Source organism: Halomicrococcus pelagicus (assembly GCF_051917725.1).
In the GTDB taxonomy this organism is placed as follows: Archaea; Halobacteriota; Halobacteria; order Halobacteriales; family Haladaptataceae; genus Halomicrococcus.
Window position 1 is genome coordinate 237,751 of the sequence record NZ_JBQBLX010000006.1, and the last position, 25,871, is coordinate 263,621.

Below are 25,871 nucleotides of genomic sequence, written 5' to 3' on the forward strand. Positions count from 1 at the left end.
AATGGACGCTACAACCGCCAAGAAGCCGGCTGACTGTTCATATGGTTCTTGTGCGAGCGTAGCCGTGATTGAAGCGCTCGAACAATACAGTGGCATCGATCCGCACGACAGCGAGTTCAGGCTCTACGATGTGATCGCCCCTGACGCACTCGATACGCTCTTCAGCTGCCAGCAAACCACCGGTCTCTCTATCGAGTTCGACATCGACGATGTCACTGTCTCCATTTCGCAGGCCAACGACGACATTCAGGTCCGAGTCATCGACCCTCTCAAATAGACGTCGTCACCTGCCGTTCATACCAACGAATCCAGTCGAATTCTTACGTTGTGACTCTGTCCAGCGAAACGTCTATTTAGACGTCGCTCATCGATGCCCGTTCGATGCGCTCTGAGTACTCATTGATGAGACTGCGTTCTATTGACGAACGCTGACGCTACGGGCACTCGGGCGAACGCTGCTGTCGTCGTTCCTCGGTTAGTCGCCAGCGATGGCGGTGACAACGGCGTCGTCGAGCCGATCGATGAGATCGGTCTTCACATCCGCCGGCAAGTCGTCGACTGCCTCGAGCGCGTCGTGCAGGCGAGCGTGCACTGCGTCGAACGCGGTCATACTCTCGTCGGCGTGGTCGATTTCGTAGTCGCCACGACGGAGTTCCGTGGCGTACGTACGGCCAGTCTGTTTTGCGCGAGCGATGTCTTTGAGCCAGCGGGCGAGATCACGCTCCCACTTATCGCGCAACTCGTTGGTTTCATCGTCGTCGTCGGCGTCGTCAGTCAATTTCCAGGCGTCGAAGTCAGTGATGATGTCGGCACGCTCGGCGACAGACTGCGCCATGTCTAGCTCCGTCTGCAGCCTCATCTGGAGGGCGTCCTTGCTGCAGTAGTACGAATCGGCGGTCGGACTCGGATTCTCGTAGAGCTGGTCGGTGACGAGGTTCGTGTACGTCTCGCGAATGTGCTCCTCGCCACGTTCCTGCTCGGCGTCTGCGACACGGTTGGTGAGGTGGAGACAGTAGGTGTCGACGAGGTCGTCAATCGTCTCCCGGGGAACGACGCCGTTCTCGTAGGCACGTGAGCGCGCTAGACCAGTGAGAATCCTGGCGGCGGGCCGATGACTGGCCTTCAGTGTGTCCTCGCCGACGCGGCTCTCGTGGATTTCGAGGTCGTCGTTCCAGTAGCCGCCGTCCTCGGGATTTTTGACTGCATCCCGGAGCGTTTCCCAATCAAGTTCTGGGCCAGGCTCGGCGAGGTCGTCGGGCGTGACCGTGAGATAGTACGAGTCGGGCTCGTACTCCGCTATCGATGTGTCGGGGTCGGACTCTACATCGAGTTCTTCGATCGTCGTCTCGCCGTTCGCGAGCGCCTGGAGGTCCTCGACAGAAACACGGCCGTGCTCGATGTGTGCTGGGTCGAGGTCGTCGAACGCTTCGGTGAACGCCTCATCGACAAGGTTGCGAACGAGCGCGCCCTGCGAGCAGTCGTTGAGCGCGGCGAGCGCGGCGAGCTTGGTGTCGCCGTTGCTGTCGGTCCAGAACGTCTTCTGGACGTCTTTCCGACGGGGTTCTGTCTGGGACTGTTGTGTCGTTTGAGTGGTTGCGGGCATCTATCGTTCCCCCAGTGGTGGGAGGCCGACATCGTCGGGCTCGAGCGCTTGCAGCCGTCTGTACGGTGCGGGGATGCCGTCGCTGTCGGGGTCGAAGAGGTCGTGGCGGATCAGCCACGTCCGCGCGGTCCTATCGGAGACGTCGAAATGGGTGGCCGTCGCGGCAATCGTCTCCTCCTGCTCGTAGACTGCTCGGAGGCGGTCAGGGTCGCGATACGGCGGCTGGTCGTGGTCGTCGCTAGTCGCCGTGGCGTCGGGCTCGGACTTGTCAGGGTCGCTCTGCTGGGGGTCTTCTCCGGAAGTGGTGGGGTTGTTACTCATTGGCGGACATCTCCGATGCTGTTGGTGTCGGGGCGTCATCGGTTGGCGGCGTGGAGAGCCGGGGGAGGCGGGCGATGGTGGTGAGCATGCCGATACACTTCGAGGGCGCGTCGCTACTCGAGTACTCGGTGACGGTCATCGTCGACGACTCCGAATCGGCGGGCGTGCAGTGGTAGTGTGCGTGCTGGGCCTGCTGGTGAGCGGTCGTCGAATCAGGTCGTCAAGAACATCCGGGAGAAACAGGACCGCAACAATCCGTACAACAAACAAACTCAGCCGAAACTCTACAACAAGTTCAAAGAGAACTGGTACATCGGCTACGGGTCGTACTACGTGTTGTCGATGGTTACTGGCCAGCAGGCGACGAAGGCGGCCAAGAACTCTAAGACACTCTCGAAGATCGTCGATAAGTTGGATAGAAATGGGAAGCTGACGAAAGTAAGCCGCTATCTTGATGCAGCGGAGAGCCGGACGACCGGTGCGGCAAAGAAGTACATCCGCGTCGCCAGATGAGCCAGTGACGGTCAATATCGACGATTCGATTCAAACTGCGTTGGAGATTATGCTGGAAAATGATTTTGATCAGCTCCCGGTGGAGAGCGAGTACGGAATTGAGGGCGTTGTTACGTACAAGTCGATTGCGAGGTACGTGAAATCGATGGAGGATGTGAGTGTCGAGGAGACATCGGTGAAGATTGCGTTGAATACGTCGCCGAAGTTTGTCGATCCTGATCACGATATTTTCGAGCTGTTCCATATGCATCTCGGATACCTCACTGCGCCGCCGCTCTGGTCAGTGTTCGCTTGATCCTGCTCAGAGCGCCGGCACCCATCACCGGCGCAGAAACGCACCTGTCTCAAAGAGTAGAGTGGTCCGGATCGGTAGTAGCATCAACAGCGATCGTCAGGTCGCTCGACTCGTCGATAGCTTCGAAAAGACCGCGGGTGCCTTGTTTCAACTCTCTTTGATTGAATCAGTTGGTAAGTAGATGGATTCTACCGCAGATCTGGTTCCACCGCTGGAATTCAGGATGCCTCAATTGTTGATTCGATTGATGAACGACTACCAATCAGACCGGTAGAGAACGAACAACACTAGATAACGGCGAGAAGCCGAACAGACCAAACGATCAAGTCCATCCTCCCACTCAGTCCACCGCTGGGTCATCGAGATCTTTTTCATGGACCCATACCGTCGAAATTCGGGTCCCCTCAACGCTCGTTACCTCAACGACGTGACCGTCGACCTCGACGCGGTCGCCAGGTTCTGGCGCGCGGTTGAGTTGCCCGAGCACCAGTCCACCGATCGTTTCGACCTCCTCGCTTTCGAAGTCCCCAGCCAGAGCATCGTTAACGTTCGACAATTGGACTCCTCCGTCAATGTCGTACCCTTCATCGTCACGCTGGCGTATCGAGGGTTCGCGCTCATCGAGGTCAAACCCGTCTCGAAGGTCTCCGACGAGGGCCTCCACGATGTCTTCAACCGTTGCAATCCCCTCGAACGCTCCCCACTCGTCGATGACTGCGGCCATCTGCTGGCGATCCTCCCTGAACTGTATCAGGAGATCGCTAATTGCCATCGTCTCCGGGACGATGAGAATCTCACGGGCGATGTCACCGACCATCTCGGCATCCCCATTGTCCACCTCTACTCGCAGCACGTCCTTGACATCGACGAATCCGACCACTTGGTCACCGTCGTTGGCATCCAGAACCGGATAGCGCGTGTGTCCGGCCTCTAAGACGATCGAATGAAGTTCAGATAGTGTGGCATCCGCCGGAACGCTCACCACGTCCGGTCGTGGGACCATGACCTCCCGTACCACGGTATCGTCAAGATCGAAGACGCGCTCGATCATCGTCACTTCTGCCACGTCAATGTCCCCGCCCTCGCCGGATCGTGTTAGTACCCGAAGGAGTTCCCGCTCACCGAGTGTCTCATCCGTTTCGGAAGCGGGTGGCACACCGAGCGACTTCGTGAACGCGTTGGCCGCCCCGTTGAAGACGACAATTCCCGGATAGAGTATGAAATAAAAGGCCTTCATGGGCGGGGCGAGGAATAGCGAGAGTCGCTCGGTCTTGGCAATTGCGATCGTCTTCGGCGCGAGTTCACCGAAGACGACGTGGAGAAACGTGATGATACTAAAGCCGATTGCGAACGCGACGAGATGGATGAGATCCGCCGGGAGAACCGATTCCAGTACGGGTTCGATGAGCGCCGCCACTGCGGGTTCGCCGACCCATCCCAACCCGAGAGATGCGATGGTGATTCCGAGTTGCGTCGTAGCGAGGTAGTTGTCGAGATTCGTCATCACTTCTTGGAGCGTTCCCGAGCCGGGCCGCCCCTCCTCGACGAGCTGGTCAACCGATGTCCCCCGAATCCGAACGAAGGCGAACTCTGCAGCGACAAAAAAGCCGTTAAGAACCACGAGAAATAGCGCTAAGACGATTTGTGCCGCCGAGAGCGCGACGTTTACCATCGGTGCTCCCGGAAAGTACTGCCGTTCGATTGGAGTGTGTTCATATCTATGCATCCCGCCCCATTCACTAAAATCCTATTTATAAATGATTCGCGGGTAACCGACTGCTGTCAGTACTGAACTGGTCCCGTGGATCTAGAGGCCATATACAGTCCCCCTCGTTCCGCCGACTGCCTGCGAACATGGGGCCTCGACATTCAGTAGGCAAATCAGCATCGGGTCCTGCTGAAGAGAAACTCTCTATCTCGCACTTGTGGCGCGTCATTCCCATCGCCGACGATATTCGAGGCGTGCTTCGTGCGTTCGAACTCCAGGGAAAGCTCCTTCGCGGACTACGTGGGCGACCAGCGTGACCCGTATTTGAATCTGGTAGGAGGTTAGCTGAGCATTAGCGGTCCCATCGAGAGCGTCTGTTTGGCGAGCGTCGCGAGCCGCAGGATGTAGGATGTGAACAGGAGAAATGGCAGCGCTGAGATGGCAAATGCGGCGCTAACAACCCAGAGAACGCTCTCGATGCCGAGGAACGTGCCAGAGAACGTCGTCGCATCGACGAAGACGACCATCCCCCCAGCGACGGTGAGTGCAATCACTGCGGCGTACAGGATGGCTCGTGAGAGTTTCACCAGCGCCCACTGGATGTAGAGGTCCTTGATGTACTCGCGGACTGGCCCGTACATTGTGAGCGCCTCCAAGAGGTCTCTGAACGCGCCTCGTTGCTCGTTCGTGAGGTCGTCCTCGTTCTCCATCCCGAGTCGGCGGACATCGTACATCTTCTGATCGTAGTTGTAGTCAAGGGCGGGCGATAAGACGTCAAAGGTGCCGAAATCGCTGTCTTCGAGGTGATCGCGAGCGTGGTTGGCGTTTTCCAGGAGATCATCGACGTATGTGTCCACCTTCTCGTGGAGGTCTTCGTCCTCGGTTTCGGAGAGTGTTTCCCGGAGAGCCGTCGCTCGCTGTTCGCTTGTCTCAATGAGTTCGCTGAGGTACGCCGCGGGATTGGCAGGCGTGATCATTCCGAGGAGGCTGTCGGTGTTCTGGCGGAAATCCATCGTCATGTCCATCCGACTGCGCTGGCTCCCGAGCGAGCCGATTTCCTGGGAGAGGACGAGCTGATTGATCGTGACGACGAGCGTCGTTCCGGTGATGATCGCGCCGACGAGACCGGCGAATACTGTCTCGATCATGTCGCTCGACTGCATGGTTGAGTGCAACGACACCGGCTTCATCACGCCCCAGATCATGAACACGAAGAAGATCAGGAAAGCGAGCGCGCCGGCGACGACCCACCGGTTGGCCCCGAGCAGCAACCAGAACCAGTACTTGTTGACGTCCGTCCGCTCACGTAGCGTGTTGTCCGTCGAGAGGTCACTCATAAGATACTGGGCGTTTGAACAGCAGTAGTTTCGTGCCGCCACCGTCGTAGCTGATCGTCTCCGCGAGTTCCCAGCCCTCTGCACCGAGGCGGTTGAGTTCGTCTGTTGGATCGACCGTCTCTCGCTTGGTCAATCCCTTTGGCGGTTCGAGTGTCTTGTATTCCCATTGCTGGTGCATTTCGGTACCCATGAGTTGATATCAGCTCCCACGGTGATGACTCTGCTGACTGGCTGTTTCCCCGTCGTACAATGGCTGAGAACGGAGCGGCGTGCTCGTGCATCGTCGTCTATCACAATCATGAGTCTCAGGTAGCTCCGAGTATGAATCTCGCTGATCCGGAAATCCACTTTTAGTACCTCATGAAGCGTCCACATCCAACCGTGTCTGAGGCTTGAGTTCTGCGTCGGATCGGCTGCACCATCACAGTTGACAGGGTTACCACAAGGAGATCGATGGAGCCTCATCGCTGTCGACGGCGGTCAGCCGCCGACGCGACAGCGTTACCACTCCCGAAGAGGCGTACCCGGTCGGTGACTACTGGGAGAACCAGTCGTCGGGTGATTGGTTCGCGGGGACGGCCCGACGCACAGCCAGGGCTGTCCATGCAGCCCATGTTACCGGTTGTCAGGACGGAACAATAGAACAAAAATCCTATACGAGCGCCAAGCGGAGCTGTAACGCTTTAGCGTTGTGATTCGCGGAGGATCAGCGGCTCGATGGCAAGTGTCCGTTTCGCTATGGTGACGATGCGAAGGACATACGAGACGAACAGCATGAATGGAACGAGCGTCACCGCAAACGCACCGCCGACGACGAGGATGATGTGATCGAAACCGAGTGTGCTTCCCGGGAACGTCCCCGCATCGACGATTGCGACCATGATACCCGCAACGGCCAATGCTGGGACGGCAGCATAGAGAATCATCTGAGACAAGTTGATGAGTGCCCACTGGAAGTACAGCGTCTTGATGTGCTCGCGCGCCGGACCAAAAAGAGACAGCGCTGTTTTAAGGTCGTCAAGCAAGCCGTATTCTTCCTCATCGAGGCTCTCTTCGTATTCGTTCGCGAGACGTTCAACTTGGAAGATTTTCCAGCTATAATTGAAATTCAGTGCGGCGAATAACACGTCGAACGAGCCGAACTGCGCACCTTCAAGTTGGTCACGTACCGTGTCAGCGTTCCCAGTAACGCTTTCAGCAAATTCACCGACCTCTTCTTGGAGGTTCTCATCATTATTTTTGTCAATAGACTCTCGAAGAGCCGTAGTCCGTTGTGCCGTGATTCCGATGATCTGCCGAAGGAATTCGGATGGATCGGCAGGACTCGGAGACCCGATTAATTCTTCAGTATAGTCCCGGAAATCCATTGAACTGGCCATACGCTCGCGTTGATCGCCGAGCGGGCCGTTCTCCTGGGAGAGGACGAGCTGACCGATCGTGACGACGAGTGTCGTCCCAGTCACGATGACCGTGATCATCGTCGAAAACATCGTGTCGATCATGTCGCCGGACTCGATTTGCCGTGAAAACGGTGGATAGAGGACAGCAACGGCGATCACGAATACGACGAACACGGCACTGGTCAGGACACTGGAGACGAGAAGGCGGTTCGCACGCAGCAGCAACCAGAGTTTTATCCGACTCTCGCCCGAGCGCTCACGCATCGTGTTGGCCGTACTGATGTCGGTCTCGTCAGTCATACTGGCTCACTCGATTGGGCAGGTCGCTTGAAAACGAGGTACTTGGTGCCGCCCCCCTCATAGTCGATCGTCTCCACAAACTCCCAGCCCTCTGCACCGAGTTGATTCAACTCTGCTTTCGGATCCTCTGCTTCTTTTTTCGTCTCACCGCGCGGCGGGCGAAGCGTCTCGTACTCCCAGCGGGTCGCTTCTGATTCGGACATCACTACTAGTAAGTACTGCAGCCCTCTATATCCCGCTCTACCACCGAGATGGAGGGAATATTTCCGGATCGGCAATATGGGCTGCTTGGACGCCCAACAGTGTAACGCTCAAGCACTCGGGCACCGAAGAGGACAATTAATGACCGGCACTCTCTCACGCCGCCGGGTCGTTCCCACGATAGCCCTGCTTGGGCTGGTTATTGGGAGCGGCTGTCTGACGCTCAGCCCAACAGTCACGGTAGAGACGACCGAGTCGACAGTGTTCGAGCGACTCTCGGTGACCGAGCCCTGGGCCAGCAAGAGTGTCGCGACGACGGTGACGTTGACGTCGGCAGCAACCACGACGAAGGGCGTCACGCAACTCGTCGTGATCGCCGAAAGCGGGAGTACGTTCGACTCGACGATGGTAGATAGTGGGCAGACGAGTGTGACGATGTATCTCCCCACGAATCAGAACGCAACGATCGTCGCAGTGAATGCGGTCAACGGGACAGTCGTGGAAAGGCGTACGGTTGCTACCGGTGGGAACAAACTCTTCTAGACTCGAAAGTCGGGAGTGCCCTCTGCCGATATGACGACGGCTGGACTAGCCAGGGGGCGACAGTTCAATTGGTCGGCAATGCTGTCCCAATTGTACCAGTGAGGAGGCTCAAGCGAAGCGACTGCTCCAGTGGGGCCAAGACCGGTACGAGATCGATTGGAAACTGCATCTCGGGAACAACGAGTGGCACCAGACGATGCTGATCTACCGACGGAAAGAGAACGCCGAGCACGATGATCACCAGCAGTATTCGGTGTTTATGTCGTATCGAGGTGGCGGATTCCTCACTGAGTACGGCTACCGCTGGGAGATTGAGAGCGGCTATAAGTCCATCAAGCGGTTTATGGTCGCGACGACATCGAAGAATTTCGTATTGCGGTTTTTCTACTTCGCGTTTGCGTGTCTCCTGTATTCGATCTGGCGAGCGGTCGACCTGCTCGTCAAGTCGAGTTGACCGGCGAGTACGAACATGCGCCGATCGTGACGGCCAATAACACGCTGACGCTGCTGAAGAAAGAGACAGGAATCGGGTAGAAAACCCTCTCAGTTCAACCGAACGTCCCGGTTGCTGAGTGGCAACGCTGGTAGCAGTCTGGAGAAATCACCGAATCAATTGCGACGACAACAAGAATGGGTGCTTGAGAGACGATTTGAAACAGTCCCCACTCACCAATTCGTCCAATCCCACGCATCACAGAGCCTCTAAAGCCACTGTAGTCTCAACTTCAACTAAGTAGGTCTGTAACCCCAGTAAGCGTTCTCGGGAATCTCACAGCCACCGCCACGATTGAGCGAGAACGCGGGGAACACGACGCGACTGACGTGCTTGGTAATCGTCCCTGTCTTGTCAAGAATGGCCTGATTGTCAGGATCCGATTCAGTAGCGTCGTGGCCTCGATCCAGAAGGTTTCGGTCTGGTTCGCGTGGCACAGCGATATCCGCGTTTGCAGCTTTGATGAGGATCGTGCGAGCCGCTGTCCGGACCGTTTCCTGGAGATCTCGCGTGAAGCGTTTGTTCCAGGTGCGCCAGAGCGTCGATTGGTCGGGGACTGTTCCTAACTCTAGACGTTCGCAGAGTGTGGTCCGGCTCTCAAGGTACTCCAGAAGTTCTGTTTCGTGTTTCCACTCGTGGAGTTCTTTCAGCACGAACACGCGAAAGAGGGTATTCATCTCGTAGCGTGTCGAACTTTCGTAGCAGTCGTGGGCCTCGAAGCGAAAATAGGCCAGCGGAAGTTCGCAGACGAACTCTTCAATCGAGTCGTGGTCCGGGTGCGTAAACCAGACACTTGAGACAACTCGAACGTCCGATTCTAATCCACCAAGTGAGGTACGATCGTATAGCGGCGTGGAGTTATATTTGGGCCACTCAATGTGCTGCCGGCGTGCGATCCGGCGAAACACACTACGCTGGGATTCACTGGTCCCAGTCACTACGAGATCGTGGCTGCGATATGGGATGAGCCTGTCTAACTGCCCAACAGAAGGACTGTAGTTTGCAGTATCGAGAACAGCTCATGCGGGCGAAGTTGCCGAATCATCAGCGTCTTTCCATTCGCCGAGTCCAGCGGGATCAAGATGGACGTGGACGTCTGAAACTGATTCGACCTCACGGACGCGTTGGCGAAGATCTGATTCGAGATCGTGTGCCTCAACCACAGTTAGATCTTTGTCTACTTCAGCATGGAACTCGACTTCGACCATGTGCCCGGAGTAGTACGCAACGAAATCGTGAATCCCGTGAACGGCGGAGTGCTCTCGAATCTGCTGTTTGATTTCTTCCTGTTCTGATTCGGGTGGTGCACTATCAGCGAGGTACTGAATATTCTCACGAGAGATGTCTACGCCTTGGTGGATGACGAGCAGACTCACAATGCCGCCCGCAATCGGGTCAAAAATTGGGTAGCCGACAGCCATACCCAGAACGCCCACAAGGGCTGCACCTGTGGTATAGAGGTCATTGAGGCTGTCAGCGGCAAGCGCTCGAAGACTTGGTAACTGGAGTTCTTGATTTTTGTATTGCGTATACCAGTAACAGAGATACATGTCACCGAGTGCGAACAGGAGTCCGAGTACGAGCCAGATACTGTACTCGGCAGAGACTCCAGTAAGAATCGAGTGAGCTGCATCGTACAACAGTTTGAGTCCGAGAAGAACGAGGACGCCGCCAACGAAGAGCGCAGAGAGCGGTTCGAACCGATTGTGTCCATGCGGATGTGAGTCATCAGCATCGTCGAAGGCGGATCGGCCCCAGATCAAGACGACACCGCTTGCGAGAAGGTCAGCGACGGAGTGCGCTGCGTCAGCGGTGAGTGCGAGGCTCCCCGTAAGCAGTCCGAGTGCGCCCTCGACACCGATTTTGAGGGCATTTAATAGCACATTGGCCCAAGAGACTTTGAGAAAGGCCACGCGTGAGTCCGCCATAGTATGGTGATACTGCTACTTCCTCATAAGAGACCTCATTAGGCGTGTATAAGAGAACTTTTGATTCAATCTAAACTTTATTCAGCGCCACTGAAGGTCCTCGGCTAACAAAGAGGCCCATCACAAGACTGTGGCTACGTATGCATTGAGAAAAGCGGTCTCAACTACTGTGAGTACAATATTTGATATCGCAGTATATGATTTATAGATCGCTGGCCTGCCGTTTTCAGGAGTGAGAGTCGATATTGCGGGAGGTTACATTGGAAGTGGTGGTGTGCGACCTACTTCCGTTTACCGCTTAAACGGAAGAAGACTACCCCCGGGACCCTCCTATCGATCTATGCAGAATTCGTGGTGCCAATCCCGGAGTCGATGGGACACTATTGGGGGACCTAACCCGCTCCAAATTCACTCTGTTCATTACAATTTCACTCTGCCGTGAAAATGTTTCCTCCTCAAGTGGCTGGACGCCCACTCGCTCTATGTGATGCACGACGATCCACTCTCTGCTAACGAGGATGTGGCGCGACTCCGCCTTACATTCTGCCACACGGACCTCTCGACCTTAGTCGACCGGGGAATCCTCACCTGGGACCAAGACGAGAATCTCGTGCAGAAAGGCCCGCACTTCGACACCGTTACTCCACTCTCTGACCTCCCGGACGACCACGGTGGCAGGCTTCCTGACGATTATCTGTAGTCCAATCCCACCGTCCGACGGCGGTCACGAGTCGCAACGGTACGCCACCGATCAGTACCCAATCGCGCAGCCACATCAGGTCTCACCACGGCTTCGCCTCCCAAAACTACCATTGGTGTATAGGATATGTCTATCTCTATGAGTACGATTGTGGAATTTAGTATGCCGGCCGGCGAGTTCGCCCTCTCGGAAACGTTAGACCAGCTGTCCGAGATGGTGTTCACAATCGATCGGGTCGTCGCTCGTGATACAGATCATGTCATGCCGTTCGTCTGGGCAGCCGAGGGTGATTTCGAGACGCTGACCACGGCACTCGAAAGCGATCCCAGTGTCGCAAATGTCAAGCTGCTCGCTAATCTCGAAGAGGAACGACTCTACCGGATGGAGTGGGTCGACAAATCCCAGATCATCGGCTATATGCTGCTTGAAGAGGACGCGACCGTCCAGCGTGCAACAGCGCACGACGAGCAATGGACACTCCGTGTCTTATTCCCTGAGCGTAAAGGCATCTCAACAACGAGCCAGTACGCAAAAGAACATGGGTTCACTCTGAACGTCTCGCGGATCTACGACGCCGATAGGGCTCAGCGTGTCCGGTATGAACTCACCGAGGACCAGCGAACTGCTCTCGTTACAGCGCTTGAACATGGCTATTACGAGGTCCCGCGAGCGATCGATCAGTCATCGCTCGCCGACAATCTTGGTATCTCACATCAGGCAATGTCCGAGCGTCTTCGGCGAGGCACCGAGGGAATCATCCGGGAAGTACTGTCTGATTCCTCCCTCAAAGAGGATAGAGACCGGAGTCTCTGACAGAGTCATCCATATGTCACGCCTCTAGAGTGCTTGATTCCCGCTTTCTCTCCTAAGGACACCGGCTGCTACTTATTAGTGACTTTAACGGAAGTGAAAAGAGGTGGATTGCCGTTCTCGGAGAAGCACAGGTCCTGTGTCTGCCAGTGAGAGACTGTTCTCCTTTGGTCTGTCCAGCCGCGCAACAGTGGCCTGCTTTTTCCCGGCCCTAACTTTCAGTGAAGGGACCGACGCTCAGCGGGAACGTTTCTCAGCACGGTTTCTGCTGATCATTTGGAAGACAGAAATGTGTCTCATCACCGTGAGCTATCGTCTCTCCGGGGTGAGGCAAGTAGCTTTTTGCTGGGGAATACTGTAGAGACAGCTGTCGAGTGTGGTAGCACCTACCATTCGCACTCGACATCACCATCGACACCATAGGATGGAACGTCCCTCGGCCCACGTTCCATTCGATAATGTGTCTCCGAAGTCGGTACTGTTCCTTCTCAATTGGCTGTGGACAGTACAGTAAACTGCCGTTGTCCGGTGCCAGCCGCAGTAGAACAAAGTACTGGTCAGATGAAATCCAGCTATGCAGGGGCGATAAGGATGACTCTCGTGGGAGTCGGTCTAAGGATGGAGCAGTCGATCAGCCATGTAGATTGTATCCTCTCTATCGTATGACCAGCTCGGAACTCTCAGAGGACGACGTGTTCGAGATTCTTAAGAGCACGCGACGGCGATACGCTCTCCACTATCTCCGCCACGAAGGCAGTTCTGGTGATCTGTCGACGCTGGCTACCCACGTCGCAGCCTGGGAATACGATACGACGCCGGAGGAGTTGATGCCCAAGCAACGCAAACGCGTCTATATCTCGCTCTATCAGACCCATCTTCCGAAACTCGAGGAGGTTGGTCTTCTCCGCTTTGATGAGGAAACAGGCCGAATACATCTGTCAGACCGTGCACGGACACTTGATAAATATCTGAGTGTTGGCTCCCGACCGGTAACTCCATGGTATCACTACTATCTCTCGCTCTCGTTGCTGAGTCTTCTCGTGATTGGAGGCATTTGGGTTAGAGTTACTCCGCTTACCTTGCTCTCGCGTCCGACAGCCCTGACGCTGATTCTGAGTTTGTTTACTGTATTGGCGCTTGGCCAGTACCTCTGCTACTATCGTTGTCCTGTCCAGGAATCACCCCCTGAACCCTGACCCGTTACAGGAGAGGGACTGTTACTGCTCGTCAAACGAGAGTTTGATCTGCTCTACTGGCGGAGCAGGCCAAGTGCCTCGGAGCTTGCCCCGAGATAGTACGTCATTCTTGTTTGGCTATGTGAGCAGCGAATCGGAATTGCGGCCTTGTTGAAGCCATATATTTCTGATAGGCTTCGACGAGCGTGCTGAATGGAGGACGCGTCTCTGTCAGCGGCCGGGTGACGAACAGTCACAAGCGTTCCCTGAAGATCCCCACAGGGACATGGGCCAGGTCACAGACGGCAGATGTGATCGTAACAACCGAGAGCACGCAGTTTCGGGTGAACCATCCCTTTCGGGCATAGACCCGTATCGGAACACAAGTCTTTCTCAACGTGGGCCAATAGATCGGATATGGCTACCGAGGCGACGTTTACGGTCGCGGCCGACGAGTTCCCCCTGGGAACGATTTTCGAGTCAGTGCCGGGCGTGACGGTCAAACTAGAGCGCATCGTCCCTGGCGATGGTGTGGTCATCCCGTATTTCTGGGCCCGGGGTGTCAACATTGACGACGTGGAGGCAGCGTTTTCCGACCACGCTGGCGTGAATACCATTCGGCTGATTGACAACGTTGAGGATGAGTACCTCCTGCGTGTCGAGTGGGATCCGGACTACGTAGGAATCCTTAGCACACTTGCCGACGCGCAAGTCCCACTAATTTCGGCAGTTGGAACGAACACTGAGTGGATGTTCGAGCTACGCGGGGACAATCGACGTGATCTCTCCGACTTCCAGCAGCTCTGCCGGGAGCGCGACATCCCTGTGACGCTAACCGCCCTGCACGCTCTTACCCCGATCGAGACCACGACTGAATCCGCACTCACTGATCCACAGCACGAGCTGCTGGTGCTAGCCTACGAACGCGGCTACTTCAACTCGCCGCGCGACGTGACAATGGAAGAACTCGGCGACGAACTTGGGATCTCACAGCAAGCAGTTGCCTCTCGACTCCGACGTGGGATCTGCCGGGTCCTCGGACAGACGCTCTCCGCGCTGGAGTCGTGAACCCATAAATAGTATATAAACAGGTTGTTTAGCCAAAAGTCAGCTGAATCAGTACAGCGGCTTTACACTCGAATAACTGATGCTGTCCAGTGAGAACCACTCAAACGACCCTACCCCACTTCCAGATTCGGTCACCAGTGACCGTCAAACACCAGAAGACGTGGACGCGATATTCGAGTGTTTGGCCAGTCATCGAAGACGCCTCCTGATCGAAAGCCTATCGGAGACATCAGGGCCGGTCGTGGTCGAAGAATCAGTTCAGACCATGTCGGAACAAGGAAACAGAAGAACCCCTAGAACACTGAGAGGCGATAGACTGGTGGAAATCACTATCGCACTGCTTCATACCTATCTTCCGAAGATGGACGAGGCCGGAGTAGTCGATCACGAAGCGAAGACTGTCCAAGAAGGCGACCGCTTCTGCACTGCCGAGTCGCTGCTGGAAGTGATCTGAGATGGATATGATCATGTGTCGGTCATGCGGAGAGTTCGTAACGGCGTTTCCTGACGGCGATGCGCTAGAACCGTCACACGATGAGTGCCCGGAATGCGGTGGTACAGAGTTCAAGGATACCGACTTGGACCGTGCGATGCACACTGAAGAAGTATCGTCCTCATGAACGACGAATCCAGTCCCGCTAAAGACGAGTCGATGGTCGTCTTCGAATTTGCCGTCCCCGCCGAGACGTTCGTCCTAGAGGATGCCCTCCAAGAACATCCCGAGGTTGTCGTCGAGATCGAGCGCCTGGTGCCGACTAACCACACCCCGTTACCGTATCTCTGGACGACCGACGGGCAATCGCCGTCATTCGAAAAGCCATCTCGGACGAGTTGAGAATCAACCGGGTCGTGCGAAAGACGACCTTCGAGGAGAGCGGCCTGTACCGCATCGAATGGGGGTCGGATGGCGGTGGTTTCCTCGACCTGATCGCTAATACCGACTCGGGAATTGCGCTCCTGCAGGCGGAGGGGTAGGACGACGAGTGGCAGATAAAACTCCGGTTCCGTCCCGGTCACACCTCGCCGACTTTCGCGCGTTCTACGAAGAACATGACATCGACCTGCGCGTCATCCGTCTCTACGACCTGACGGACCTGAAGATGGGTCAATACAACATCTCTTAGAAACAACGCGAGGCGCTCATCCGGGCCGAACACCTACAGGTCGCGTGGTTGGACTGTTTTGCGATCGTTTTCGTCGGCTCGCCGTGCAGCATTTTCGAGCACGGTCGCAACTTCGTCGTCGAGCGCATCATAGAAGTCGCTCGCAACATTCTTCTCTTCAAGCTGGTCTTTGACTGCTGCTTTGACGATTAAATCCGTCATACAGACGCTCAAATAACATAATACTATAAAAATTAGGTGGTAGATCAATCTTCGACAAGTCTCAATAAGTGTCGTCTCGATGGTTGCGACCGATTAGCATATTCGGCCTTGTTTAGATGCTGGGGAGAACGACTCACTCCGGTGAACTAACTGACCTCTGGTCAGACCTGAGAGTGTGCCCTCTCGTCTTTCGCGCTTCACAGATCGCCTCGTAACACTAGCAAAACGTGCTGTCTCTGGCGATCCTTTACCAGCAGTCAAGAAGGGCGACGGTGGCTACGCTGATTGGGTAATCGTTGTACTCCACGGTCTCCGCGAATATCTTGATCTTCCATATCGACGGCTTCTCGATATTCTTCACGAGATGAACGGGATCGTCGAAAAACTGAATCTTGAACCGAGTGAGTTGCCGGACTTCACGACCGTATGCGTACGGAAGCAGCAGCTCAAGATGACGGTCTGGCGAACGCTCCTGCGACTCTCCGCTGATCTCCACAATACTGGAAACGTGCAAGCAATCGATGCAACCGGCTTCGACCGCCATTCAGCTAGCCGTCACTACGCAAATCGGACAAACTACACCTTCAAATCGGTCAAGACCACAGCGTTGGTAGACTGCGAAACCAGTACCGTCTTGGATATTCACTGTTCGATGAAGCAGCCACACGACACCCACGTCGGGCGGCAGGTACTCATGCGGAATCTCAACCGATTAGAGACCGTTACCGCTGACAAAGGGTATGACTGGGACGACCTGCGTGAAGAACTTCGAGAGGCTGGCGTTCGGCCAGTGATCAAACACCGGGAGTTCTATCCACTTGATATGGCACACAATGCTCGCCATGACGATGACATCTATCATCGACGGTCAGTTGTTGAGGCCGTCTTCTTTGCGCTCAAGCAACGGTATGGAGACACACTCCGATCTCGAACGTGGTTCGGACAGTTCCGAGAACTCGTTTTGAAAACATCTGTGAGAAATGTTGAGCTTGCTCTTTAACGGCAGCCAGTACAGGTGAGACAAATATCGTGCTGTTTAACATGTAGTTGTTGGTAGTAAGGTTTGTGCCTACACCGCCCTCCATCCCTTCAGTACACGCAGTATCTGAGTATATAGCTGATGGCGCTCGTATCGGCGCGATACTACTAATTTGGAGCGTTATTGGCGCGTTCTTTACGTACGGTGTGAGCGAGATCGGTGGCACCGGGAGTCTCTTCGAGACGCTCGGCCCACAGATCGGAGCCCTCGTCGCGTTGACAGGGTTACTTAACGCCATCCTTTTCGTCCTATATCGGTCCATTGATTACTGGCACCAATACACATAACGCCCACCGAGTCGCTCAGTCACCACATTAACTGAGAGAATAATTTGCGTTCTTATTGTCGGAATACATGAGCTGTTGTTCCGCGTCTAAACAAGGCCGAATTTTCCTACCGTGGAACCCTCGTCGGTACGTACCCCGAACTCCAGGAGCTAATGGCGCTCGTCGCCAATGATGAAATTGACCTTCGAACCAGTCGATACTCTCTTGAAGAAATCAACGGGGTCGCTGAGCAATTAGAACACGGAGAGATAGAGGGACGGGCAGTAATCGTCCCGCCGTAAGTAGCGCAGACACGACGATGGCACGATAATTCAAAGATCGATTCACGCTCTGTTATAGCTTGGCGACGGTACCTACTCGCTGCAATCGAGGAAATCATCTTTTGTGATACCGTCTGCGTCTCGCTCTGCTGCGTCCATCGCGACATCGTCGATACTTCTGTTCTATCTGTCTGTACTGTCTGTAACAGACGCCTCATACAGGGGTCCGAGGAGAACGTCCACGGCTAACGCCATGGGCTGAATCCGGTAGCACACTAAACAGTCAATCATCAGCGTTGTCAAGGGAATATGAGCATACAGCGCCTGTTGTCGGCTTGCGTAGCGGTCGGTCGTCCCTGCGTGTACAGCAACGACTGCGATCACGTGGCCATCCACAGTAGAACAACTTGGGAGACCCAGAGGAGTTGGACGGAGAGCCATTCAGTAAGCGAAATCGTTTCAGACTCGGCGAGAAATGAGTCTGCGAGGACTGTCAGAAGTCGTCTAGTCCGCGTCCAGTTGCAACGTAGGCATGTCTATTGCACCACTATGCCAGCCGAAATACTGGTCGAGGGGTAAGTACTGTTCAGGGAGACACGGAGTCACGATTCCAGCCGGGGTCGTGACCCGTGTGGTCGATGAGGTCCGATCGACACGCTGGACAATAGTCAGGGGTGACTGATTTGCCTCGGGGGACGTACACCGCGCCGCCGCACTTCACGCACGCATCTGGAACGATGGTCGCGCAGTCCGCGCAGACGTTAAAATCGTCAACTGTGAGGTCGCGCAGGGGTTCGAGTTGGTTATCCAAAATATACTCGTCGATGACTGCCTGACAGTTGTAGCACGGTTTCATGACGATGCCTATAGCCCCATGTGACCACCACGTAAATACCTGCCTCCGAGAACTATCCGAGTCGCTATGGTCCGAGTGTCTCCTGTAGATGGTACCCGCTCCTGACCGGCGGTTCCGATTCCTCTCGACGGGGCCGGACTCTCGGACGACACCCCTCCTGTGAATCGGCCGACCCTCCATCTGCATCTCGATCACGAGGGGGGACGTGGTACCGTGACTTCGGAAGTGTTATCGCCACCGGGGGACTATGGATATTTGTAATGGCAAACGGTAAGGTTGACTTCTTCAACGACACAGGCGGTTACGGTTTCATTTCGACTGACAGCGACGACGTAGACGACGACGAGGACGTGTTCTTCCACATGGAGGACGTCGGCGGCCCCGACCTCGAAGAAGGGCAGGAAGTCGAGTTCGACATCGAATCATCCCCGAAGGGACCCCGCGCGACGAACCTCGTCCGTCAGTAATAGCGACGTTTACCCGTCGCTCACAGCGCCGAATTACAACTCTATTCTTACACACTATCACGTGCCGGAGCTGGTGCTATCTGTCTGCGAGGAGATAATGCCGCCGTTTACAGCGGGAGTGAATCCGACATCTCCCACACAAACCACTGACGATGGCAGACCGGATATTCAACGCTGAGCCATACCATTAAGTAGGCTTGTCTACATAGGCTATGTATGGCGATTGAGGTCACGCGCACCTACGTTGGTTCCATCCAGAACCACCAACAGGTGTGTGACGGCCTTGATTCGCTCGGAGACTCTGCCTCGAAAATCTGGAACGTCGCACGCTGGACAGCCGACCGCATCTGGAACGCAACCGGAGAAATCCCAGACGAAGGAATGCTGAAGGCGTATATGAAGAACCAAGCGTGCTGGAAAGACTTGAACGCACAATCCAGTCAGAAAGTCATCGAAGAACTTTCCGACGCTTTCCAGTCGTGGTACGATCTGCGACAGAACGACCCAGAGGCGAATCCGCCCGGCTACCGCAAACACGGCGACACCCGGCCCAAGAGTACGGTCACGTTCAAAGCAGACGGCTTCAAACACGACCCAGAGAACAACCGCGTCCGACTCTCGAAGGGGAAGAACCTGAAAGACCACCGTTCAGACTTCCTGCTCTGCGAGTACCAGACCCGCCCCGACGTTGACCTCTCAGAAGTCAACAAGGTGCAGAACGTTCGGGCGGTCTGGAACGGCGATGAGTGGGAACTGCACTTCGTCTGCAAAGTCGAACTCGAAACCAACGACTCCGCAGGCGACAGGGTTGCTGGAATCGACCTCGGCATCAAGAACCTCGCCACGATCGCGTTCCCCGACGAATACGTCCTGTACCCCGGTAACTCGCTCAAGCAGGACAAGCACTACTTCACGCGAGCCGAGTACGACACGGAGGGTGAGAACGGCCCGTCAGAGAAGTCGATGTGGGCACGTAGAAAACTCGCTGAGCGCGAGACCCACTTCTACCATGCTCTCACGGACGCCATCATCACGGAGTGTGTCGAACGCGGTGTTGACACGCTCGCGGTGAGTTGGCCTGAAGACGTGCGTGAGTCGGACTGGGGCAAGACAGGCAACAAGAAGTTGCACTCGTGGGCGTTCGACCGCATCTACCAGTACCTCGACCACAAAGGCGAGATTCGTGGCGTCGAGGTACTGAAGGAGAACGAATGGAACACCTCGAAGACTTGCTCCCGGTGTGGCGACGACACGAAGTCGAATCGTGTCGAGCGTGGCCTGTACGTCTGCTCGTCGTGTGGGTTAGTCGGAAACGCGGATTGTAACGGAGCGGAGAATATGCGGCAGAAGATAACTCCGAGTCCTCACAGCGAGGATAAGAGTAACGGCTGTGTGGCACAGCCATCGACATACCTGTTCGACCGCGAGAGCGGATGCTTCGCACCGCGAGAACAGGTCGTGTCGTAGACCGGCAAATATCCCACCCTGCGGTACGGGAAGCCCCGTCGTTCACGACGGGGAGGATGTCACTTCAGGCAATGAGGCTATGTGACAGTGTCGCATAGATGATTTGGGGGAAATCGTCCTATGGCAGATGCAACACCGCCAGACCCAGGTACGGCAACAGAAACAGTCACCTCTGCAGATGGAACCACAATTGCCGTCGAACGGACGGGGAGCGGGCCACCGCTCGTGCTCGTCTACGGAAATGGCGATGTGCACCAATTCTGGGACGCGGGGGGCGTCCGGTCCACGTTTGCAGAGCGCTACACGGTTTACGCGATCGAACGGCGGGGTCGCGGCCAGAGCGGTGATGGCGCCGAGTACGAACTGGAACGTGAGGCCGAGGACGCAGCGGCAGTCGTCACGGCCATCGACGAACCGGTAATGCTGCTTGGCCACTCCGGTGGCGCCCTCTATTCGCTAGAGGCAGCCCTACGAACCGACAATCTACACAAACTCATCTTGTACGAACCACCACTTCAGGTCGACGACAACGAACTCGACATTGCCGAGGAACTCGCTGAGATACAGACGCTGGTGGATCGCGGTGAGAACGAGCAGGCGCTCGTACTGTTCGGTCGTGACATCGCTGGTCTCCCACCCGACGAACTTGACGCGCTTCGCTCGGCACCGACTTGGCAGGAGATGGTTGACGCGGCCCATACACTGCCCCGTGAGCTGGCGGCGATAAGCGAGTACAAGTTCGAGGCAGCCCGGTTTGCAGACGTGACCACGCCGACGTTGTTGCTGTCCGGCAGCGAGAGCCCCCCACTCTACGAAAACGCGACGAACGCGGTCAATGATGCGCTCCCGAACAGCCGGATTGCTACCTTCGAGGGAGAACAACACATGGCGATGCATACCGCCCCAGACCGCTTCGTTGACGAAGTACTCACCTTCATCGGTGAACCGAACTAACGTATCGGCGATTGGCCTTCATCTCGACGTCGAGATTCCGAGTGTCACCAGCCCATTCCAGACATTGGTGTGGGAGTTGCACCAGACTAGTCGGTTTCGTACTAGTCGGTTTCGTGTGAGTCGGGTCGGCTGGGAAGGGAGCTACGACGGAGTGGGCTGGTGGATGAAATTGACCTTCGAACGAGTCGGTACTCGCTTGAAGAACTCAACGAGGTCGCTGAGCAATTAGAACACGGAGAGATAGAGGGACGGGCAGTAATCGTCTCGCCGTAGGGAGAGCAGACACAGAAGCAAAACGCTTCGTGACGTAGGTCGTACTCCACGTCATGACGACTGAATCTGAGGAGCCGTTCGAACTTCCTTCGGAGTCACACGTGGGATCGGTTGCGCTCCGAGTCAGTTCGCTCGACAGCGTCCTCCCGTTCTATCGTGACGGTATCGGGTTCGACGTCGAGCGCGACGGAGACGACGCCGGACTGATGGCTGGCGACCAACCGCTCCTCATGCTTCACGAGGAATCTGACGCTCTGGAGCGTCCGCCTGAGGCTGCTGGTCTCTTCCACGTGGCAGTGCGTGTTCCCGACCGAGGTACGCTGGCCGACGTTCTCGATCGAATCCGGAAGAGCGACGTCACCTTGATGGGCGCATCTGATCACCTCGTTAGCGAGGCGCTCTACCTCCGCGACCCCGAAGGAAACGGCATCGAAGTGTACTGTGATCGGCCTCGGGAGGAGTGGCAATGGACTGCGGCCGGTGATATCGAGATGGACACCCTCCCACTCGATCTCGACGATCTGCGTGAGATAGGGTTGGAAACGCCTTCGCTTCCGGCAGGCACCGACGTCGGACACATCCATCTGGAGGTAACCGATCTCACACGCTCGGAAACATTTTATCGGGATACACTCGGGCTTCGGGTGCAGACACGATACGGTGACGAGGCCACGTTTCTTGCAGCAGGCGACTACCACCACCACGTCGGACTCAATACGTGGAACCACCGCCAGTCGACGACGGCCGATACGCGTGGTCTCGACTGGTTTCAACTCGTCGTCCCCGATACCGAGATGGTCGAGGTCCTTCGTCGACGACTCCACAGCGATACGTACCAGACCACCACTATCGACGGTGGAGTCAGTGTCTCAGATCCAGACGGCGTTCAGGTCCGACTGACTGCCGAGGAGTGACAGACTTTTCGCGGAATACGTTCCCGAAGCGGCGACAGTGTCCTGTTCGCTGCTGAATCCAAGCGTTTCCGGTGTTGCTGTAACAGTTGCCTGTACCATCTGTAACAGATATTTCTACTCTACAGGCGGAGCAGGCCGAGTGCCTCGGGGTCACGCCCCGAGGCGGTTCACTGATTCAACCGTATCGCATATTGTGCACTCGACCATTGAGTGGGCACGGTCTCGCTCTCTCAGACGACTATCACAACAATGCCGACAACTTTCAACACCAAGTCACTGGAGAGCAGTGATTGAAGGCCCTAATAGCACCTATTTGACTGGCGGAAGGAGGCGAGAGATATTAGCTACTCTTCAATCGTGAAGCTGTCCGTCTCCCGTTCGGGGAGTTTCGAGACGCTCGCTGGATCAACGTCATAGAGGGATCCGGTTGCTGTTGCCTTGACTGCACCAAGTAACGAGGTAAACACCTGTTGCACACGGAACTCACGATCTCCGAGCGTCCCTGTACTCAGTTCGTAGAGGACGCTTCCATATCCGGCGAGTCCATACCCGTTGCGTGCAATGCCGGCATATGTTCCACCGGGATAGCGGGAGACCGTCGACTGGTCGAACTTCGTGAGCTCGTCATACATGACCGATACGATCTGTTTTGAGAGATTCTGGGTCTCCTCAGTGACGCCGTCGTTGATCGGCCAGAAAAGCGAGCTCGTGACGACATCGCCACCACCGGAAGCGTCCGGATCCGGTGGATACGTGTCACGTTCGTACGCTTCACCGGGATTCTCCGGGTCGAACGTCGCATCCGGGTCCGTCGTGTATGCCCCCTGCCGGTGGTAGTCAACGATCCATTCTGGATCGATTTCCTCGGTGGCGTCAAGCACAGCACGCGCCTCTGGTACCGGATTCTCCGGGTATTCATCTGGGAGGTTATTGTAGAGATTGCTCTCCGTCCAGTCAGGCCAGTGATAGCGATTGATATCCCAGCCAATTCCTTCTTCACCGGCTGTGTAAAAGCCGGCATCCCCGCCAAAGATATCATCACCTTCGCCACGCGCCGGTGCGTCTGTGTCGACGTTGTACCGCTGGCGGGCAACAAATCCGTCCGGGTTCACACGGGGGACGATGTGGACCGTTACTTCTGATAAGAGCTTTTTCGCCTGTCCCTGCTTGCTCGCGAGGTGCTGAGCCACCGAAAGAAGCCCCTCGGCGGACGAAATCATTTCGTCACCGTGCTGTTGGCCGATTGCCATGACGTCTGTCGTCTCGGGACACTGCTTCTCGTTTTTCGCACCGATAGACACGGCGTAGATCGGTCGATCTTGGTTCGAACGGCCGATCTCCGTTACCGAGACTCGATCCGGATACCGCTCCTCCAATTGCTGTAGAATGCGTTCGAGCTCGTCGTTGTCCAGCAGGTCGTCGTTCGCAAGATAATCTAAAGCTACTTTGCGTTTACTCTGTTTTGCGAGCGTTTGTGTGCTAGCGGCTGTTCCCGCGGCGAGCAGACCGCCTAATGCCTTGAGCATCGATCGTCTATTTGCTTTCATACATTCCATACATGCACCATAGAATAATAAACCTAGGCAAATTACAAAATTAATATAATCTTTCTCTGTTAAAAGAAGGGGGACAAATTACAACCTATGCTTCAGCAAACAAAGTTGCTCAACTACAATCGCTGAACACCCTTTCGAACGCCCAGGCAAAACTCCTCAGGAAGCAATCCATTACACCGCTCCGAAAGCGTACAAAATCGCTGACGGTTCTCGATTGCAGATGCATCTGTTTGACGAACGGTTCCCTCCGGGGGAGTCGGGCGGTGAACCGGTTTCAGATTCGATCGAAAAGGTAGGGTGCGAGTGAATGCGGTATCAGCGACGAGTCAGCGTCACCGAATCCTCTCCGGTGAGTCTATCGTCGTCGACGACGCGTACGGTGATGGTCTGCTCGCCACAGGCGTCGGTGCTGACCTCGATCTGCTTTCCGCTCTTCTCGTACTCGCCATCGCCATCAATGTCCCACTCGTATCGAACGATCTCGTCGTTCTCGGCCGTCGATGCGTTCGCTCGCAGGACGACGATCTGGTTCTTCTCAAAAGTGCGATTCTCGGCGTCCTTAGGGGACGTTTCGATGGTCACCTGTGGCTCTTCCGGCTTGTCTTCGGCGACCTGATGGTTGTGCGAGGGCTTCTCGTCGCTCGATTCGAGCGCGTACAACTGGCTCTCGTCGGAATAGATACCGTTCCACTCGCGGACGGTTACGTAGGCCCTTCCGTCGGCGACGGCCGGTGAGTACGCGACGAGACTCCCGGCTTCTCGAACCGAGTAGTTCCACCGTTCCTCGCCGTCGTTCGCGTCGAGTGCGTAGACGGCAGGAACCGCTGGTCGAACGGTATCACCGGTGTCCTCCAGTTTACTGAAGTATCGACCACCGACGTAGACCGTCTCGTTGCCCACTGAAGGTGCCGATAGATGGTTTGCTGGCGTCTCGTACGTCCACTGCTCGTCACCAGTATCGGCGGCGAGCGCATAGACCGTTCCTTCGTCACCTCGCGTGGTGACGTAGACAGCTCCGTCATTCACCGCCGGTGCCGAGATCAGGTTCTCGTGCTCGTTGCCCTCTCGCGGGACGGACCGCTTCCAATCGACGCTCCCGTCGTCCGCCGAGAGCGCGTAAATCGGCTGCGTGTCGCCGTCGGTTTCGATGGTGAGGAAGACGTGCTCGTTCGTGACCGCGCCATCGACGTCGTGAGCGTCTGCCGTCGTCGGCATCGACCTGCTCCATTTGACGGAGCCGTTGTCAGCGTCCATTGCCGCCACGGTGGAGCCGTTCTGTGCGTAGGCCGTGTCGCCGACCACGCCGATTATCGTCTTGGAACTGTACCAGAGCTTTTCGCCGGTCTCCGCGTCGTAGGCGGTCGAACCGACGTAGACGATGCCATCGTGGACGATTGGGTCGCCTCTCGGGGCACTTTTGGCTCGCCACTTGATTTCGCCGGTTTCGGCGTCGAGCGCGTATAGTCCACCGTTGTCCTCGTAGTCATCGTGGTGAGTGCCGCGGGTCGAGACGTACACCGTCCCGTCAGCGACGGCGGGCGACCCGGTCGCGGCACCGACCTTCTCGCTCGTCCACTGCTTCTCACCGCTTTCCGTGTCGTAGGCGACGACGCGCCCGGTTGCGGGGAGGTCGGCGTCGGTCGTCACCGACACGTACGCCGTCCCGTTTGCGACCGCCGGGACCGATTCGGCGCGGGCGTCGAAGCTCGTGTTCCAGTCTCCGGTCGCGTACGGGGCCGGGCCGGAGTCGTTCGTCGAACCTGTTCGACCCGAATCAGCGCGGTCGGACGACCAGTCGGTACTCGCCGTCGCAGGTGACTGCTGCGCCGTCACCGCGACGAACGACGCGGACGAGACGACGACGAGCAAGGCGAGGAACAGCCCGACGTGTGCTCGCTTGCGATTCATCCTGGTTCTCTCCAAAGGTTCGGTGTCGTAATCATGGTTGTATCTCGCGTGTCAGCGCCGATTTCGAATTCGACTGCTGGCGCAACCCACAGTAGTTGGATCTACAACCTTACTATTCGGTAGTTAACGATAGCAAGAATTATCGCGCTCGCCTCGACCCCGATATAAGT

29 protein-coding genes and 3 pseudogenes are annotated in these 25,871 nt (G+C 56.1%); 19 read left to right on the plus strand and 13 right to left on the minus strand.

All coding sequences use genetic code 11. The features are described from left to right. Window position 1: 1 nt before the first annotated feature. On the plus strand, window positions 2-277 hold the full coding sequence (locus ACTF4R_RS17100) for a HalOD1 output domain-containing protein (protein ID WP_440009075.1): 276 nt from the start codon (window positions 2-4) through the stop codon (window positions 275-277). A gap of 198 nt (window positions 278-475) precedes the next feature. On the opposite strand, the gene ACTF4R_RS17105 is transcribed toward ACTF4R_RS17100, so the two are convergent. Further along, complete coding sequence (locus ACTF4R_RS17105; protein WP_440009076.1) at window positions 476-1,603, minus strand: hypothetical protein; 1,128 nt, start codon at window positions 1,601-1,603, stop codon at window positions 476-478. After that, on the minus strand, window positions 1,604-1,924 hold the full coding sequence (locus tag ACTF4R_RS17110; protein WP_440009078.1) for a hypothetical protein: 321 nt from the start codon (window positions 1,922-1,924) through the stop codon (window positions 1,604-1,606). 177 nt (window positions 1,925-2,101) lie between these two features. Between ACTF4R_RS17110 and ACTF4R_RS17115 the strand changes: the two genes are divergently transcribed. Both ACTF4R_RS17115 and ACTF4R_RS17120 read left to right on the plus strand, forming a co-directional pair. Next, complete coding sequence (locus tag ACTF4R_RS17115; protein ID WP_440009079.1) at window positions 2,102-2,437, plus strand: hypothetical protein; 336 nt, start codon at window positions 2,102-2,104, stop codon at window positions 2,435-2,437. A 4-nt stretch (window positions 2,438-2,441) separates the two neighbouring features. Further along, window positions 2,442-2,732, plus strand: a complete 291-nt coding sequence (locus tag ACTF4R_RS17120) for a CBS domain-containing protein (protein WP_440009080.1) — start codon at window positions 2,442-2,444, stop codon at window positions 2,730-2,732. A 340-nt stretch (window positions 2,733-3,072) separates the two neighbouring features. Here ACTF4R_RS17120 and ACTF4R_RS17125 read toward each other — a convergent pair whose 3' ends face one another. From ACTF4R_RS17125 to ACTF4R_RS17145, 5 genes are all read right to left on the minus strand, one after another. Beyond that, window positions 3,073-4,404, minus strand: a complete 1,332-nt coding sequence (locus ACTF4R_RS17125; RefSeq protein WP_440009082.1) for a hemolysin family protein — start codon at window positions 4,402-4,404, stop codon at window positions 3,073-3,075. A gap of 377 nt (window positions 4,405-4,781) precedes the next feature. Further along, window positions 4,782-5,777: a DUF7972 family membrane protein gene (locus ACTF4R_RS17130; protein WP_440009083.1), complete on the minus strand. Its 996-nt coding sequence runs from the start codon at window positions 5,775-5,777 to the stop codon at window positions 4,782-4,784. Then, the gene (locus ACTF4R_RS17135) at window positions 5,770-5,967 is read right to left on the minus strand and encodes a Sp36 family protein (RefSeq protein WP_440009084.1); all 198 of its coding nucleotides are present in this window, start codon (window positions 5,965-5,967) and stop codon (window positions 5,770-5,772) included. The genes ACTF4R_RS17130 and ACTF4R_RS17135 overlap by 8 nt, the downstream gene beginning before the upstream one ends. Before the next feature lie 493 nt (window positions 5,968-6,460). Then, window positions 6,461-7,477, minus strand: coding sequence for a DUF7972 family membrane protein (locus ACTF4R_RS17140; RefSeq protein ID WP_440009086.1), 1,017 nt, complete (start codon window positions 7,475-7,477; stop codon window positions 6,461-6,463). Further along, window positions 7,474-7,680: a Sp36 family protein gene (locus ACTF4R_RS17145; protein WP_440009088.1), complete on the minus strand. Its 207-nt coding sequence runs from the start codon at window positions 7,678-7,680 to the stop codon at window positions 7,474-7,476. Before ACTF4R_RS17145 ends, ACTF4R_RS17140 begins: the two co-directional genes overlap by 4 nt. Window positions 7,681-7,819: 139 nt before the next feature. Here ACTF4R_RS17145 and ACTF4R_RS17150 point away from each other — a divergent pair, with 139 nt between their 5' ends. Both ACTF4R_RS17150 and ACTF4R_RS17155 read left to right on the plus strand, forming a co-directional pair. Further along, a complete protein-coding gene (locus ACTF4R_RS17150; protein ID WP_440009089.1) occupies window positions 7,820-8,221 on the plus strand; it encodes a hypothetical protein in 402 nt (133 codons plus the stop codon). A 94-nt stretch (window positions 8,222-8,315) separates the two neighbouring features. After that, window positions 8,316-8,755: pseudogene (locus tag ACTF4R_RS17155) on the plus strand (transposase); the annotation flags it as partial. A 195-nt stretch (window positions 8,756-8,950) separates the two neighbouring features. Here the strand turns inward: ACTF4R_RS17155 and ACTF4R_RS17160 are convergent. Both ACTF4R_RS17160 and ACTF4R_RS17165 read right to left on the minus strand, forming a co-directional pair. Further along, window positions 8,951-9,652: a hypothetical protein gene (locus tag ACTF4R_RS17160; protein WP_440009091.1), complete on the minus strand. Its 702-nt coding sequence runs from the start codon at window positions 9,650-9,652 to the stop codon at window positions 8,951-8,953. 81 nt (window positions 9,653-9,733) lie between these two features. Beyond that, complete coding sequence (locus tag ACTF4R_RS17165; protein ID WP_440009092.1) at window positions 9,734-10,642, minus strand: cation diffusion facilitator family transporter; 909 nt, start codon at window positions 10,640-10,642, stop codon at window positions 9,734-9,736. Between the two features lie 862 nt (window positions 10,643-11,504). On the opposite strand from ACTF4R_RS17165, the gene ACTF4R_RS17170 reads away from it, so the two are divergent. The 7 genes from ACTF4R_RS17170 to ACTF4R_RS17200 all read left to right on the plus strand — a co-directional run bounded on the left by ACTF4R_RS17170 (window position 11,505) and on the right by ACTF4R_RS17200 (window position 15,519). Continuing rightward, entirely contained in the window at window positions 11,505-12,155 is a 651-nt protein-coding gene (locus tag ACTF4R_RS17170) for a helix-turn-helix domain-containing protein (protein ID WP_440009093.1), read from the plus strand. A 659-nt stretch (window positions 12,156-12,814) separates the two neighbouring features. Then, window positions 12,815-13,348, plus strand: coding sequence for a DUF7344 domain-containing protein (locus tag ACTF4R_RS17175; protein WP_440009095.1), 534 nt, complete (start codon window positions 12,815-12,817; stop codon window positions 13,346-13,348). 396 nt (window positions 13,349-13,744) lie between these two features. Further along, window positions 13,745-14,395, plus strand: coding sequence for a helix-turn-helix domain-containing protein (locus ACTF4R_RS17180; protein ID WP_440009097.1), 651 nt, complete (start codon window positions 13,745-13,747; stop codon window positions 14,393-14,395). Window positions 14,396-14,474: 79 nt separating this feature from the next. Next, complete coding sequence (locus ACTF4R_RS17185; protein WP_440009098.1) at window positions 14,475-14,849, plus strand: DUF7344 domain-containing protein; 375 nt, start codon at window positions 14,475-14,477, stop codon at window positions 14,847-14,849. Between the two features lie 162 nt (window positions 14,850-15,011). Next, window positions 15,012-15,230, plus strand: coding sequence for a hypothetical protein (locus ACTF4R_RS17190; protein ID WP_440009100.1), 219 nt, complete (start codon window positions 15,012-15,014; stop codon window positions 15,228-15,230). A gap of 14 nt (window positions 15,231-15,244) precedes the next feature. Next, window positions 15,245-15,370, plus strand: coding sequence for a hypothetical protein (locus ACTF4R_RS17195; RefSeq protein ID WP_440009101.1), 126 nt, complete (start codon window positions 15,245-15,247; stop codon window positions 15,368-15,370). A gap of 8 nt (window positions 15,371-15,378) precedes the next feature. Beyond that, window positions 15,379-15,519: a hypothetical protein gene (locus ACTF4R_RS17200; protein ID WP_440009103.1), complete on the plus strand. Its 141-nt coding sequence runs from the start codon at window positions 15,379-15,381 to the stop codon at window positions 15,517-15,519. Between the two features lie 33 nt (window positions 15,520-15,552). On the opposite strand, the gene ACTF4R_RS17205 is transcribed toward ACTF4R_RS17200, so the two are convergent. Further along, window positions 15,553-15,720 (minus strand): DUF1931 domain-containing protein, encoded by a 168-nt coding sequence (locus tag ACTF4R_RS17205; protein ID WP_440009104.1) that lies wholly within the window; start codon window positions 15,718-15,720, stop codon window positions 15,553-15,555. 175 nt (window positions 15,721-15,895) lie between these two features. Here ACTF4R_RS17205 and ACTF4R_RS17210 point away from each other — a divergent pair, with 175 nt between their 5' ends. After that, window positions 15,896-16,720 (plus strand): IS5 family transposase, encoded by an 825-nt coding sequence (locus tag ACTF4R_RS17210; RefSeq protein WP_440009106.1) that lies wholly within the window; start codon window positions 15,896-15,898, stop codon window positions 16,718-16,720. A 424-nt stretch (window positions 16,721-17,144) separates the two neighbouring features. Next, window positions 17,145-17,327, plus strand: a pseudogene (locus ACTF4R_RS17215) (NAD(P)-dependent alcohol dehydrogenase); the annotation flags it as partial. Between the two features lie 565 nt (window positions 17,328-17,892). On the opposite strand, the gene ACTF4R_RS17220 reads toward ACTF4R_RS17215, so the two are convergent. Continuing rightward, the gene (locus tag ACTF4R_RS17220; protein WP_440009314.1) at window positions 17,893-18,162 is read right to left on the minus strand and encodes a DUF7571 family protein; all 270 of its coding nucleotides are present in this window, start codon (window positions 18,160-18,162) and stop codon (window positions 17,893-17,895) included. A gap of 260 nt (window positions 18,163-18,422) precedes the next feature. Between ACTF4R_RS17220 and ACTF4R_RS17225 the strand changes: the two genes are divergently transcribed. From ACTF4R_RS17225 to ACTF4R_RS17245, 5 genes and pseudogenes are all read left to right on the plus strand, one after another. Beyond that, window positions 18,423-18,629 carry a cold-shock protein gene (locus ACTF4R_RS17225; RefSeq protein ID WP_113277871.1) on the plus strand — a complete coding sequence of 69 codons (207 nt, stop codon included), beginning with the start codon at window positions 18,423-18,425 and terminating at the stop codon, window positions 18,627-18,629. A 216-nt stretch (window positions 18,630-18,845) separates the two neighbouring features. Next, on the plus strand, window positions 18,846-20,096 hold the full coding sequence (locus tag ACTF4R_RS17230; protein WP_440009108.1) for an RNA-guided endonuclease InsQ/TnpB family protein: 1,251 nt from the start codon (window positions 18,846-18,848) through the stop codon (window positions 20,094-20,096). Window positions 20,097-20,216: 120 nt separating this feature from the next. Further along, window positions 20,217-21,050 carry an alpha/beta fold hydrolase gene (locus ACTF4R_RS17235; RefSeq protein WP_440009110.1) on the plus strand — a complete coding sequence of 278 codons (834 nt, stop codon included), beginning with the start codon at window positions 20,217-20,219 and terminating at the stop codon, window positions 21,048-21,050. Window positions 21,051-21,215: 165 nt separating this feature from the next. Next, a pseudogene (locus tag ACTF4R_RS17240) lies at window positions 21,216-21,323 on the plus strand (NAD(P)-dependent alcohol dehydrogenase); the annotation flags it as partial. 53 nt (window positions 21,324-21,376) lie between these two features. Beyond that, a complete protein-coding gene (locus ACTF4R_RS17245) occupies window positions 21,377-22,237 on the plus strand; it encodes a VOC family protein (protein WP_440009112.1) in 861 nt (286 codons plus the stop codon). Between the two features lie 344 nt (window positions 22,238-22,581). On the opposite strand, the gene ACTF4R_RS17250 is transcribed toward ACTF4R_RS17245, so the two are convergent. Both ACTF4R_RS17250 and ACTF4R_RS17255 read right to left on the minus strand, forming a co-directional pair. Next, a complete protein-coding gene (locus ACTF4R_RS17250; RefSeq protein ID WP_440009114.1) occupies window positions 22,582-23,784 on the minus strand; it encodes a M14 family zinc carboxypeptidase in 1,203 nt (400 codons plus the stop codon). 324 nt (window positions 23,785-24,108) lie between these two features. Next, entirely contained in the window at window positions 24,109-25,701 is a 1,593-nt protein-coding gene (locus ACTF4R_RS17255; RefSeq protein ID WP_440009116.1) for an outer membrane protein assembly factor BamB family protein, read from the minus strand. Window positions 25,702-25,871 lie beyond the last annotated feature (170 nt).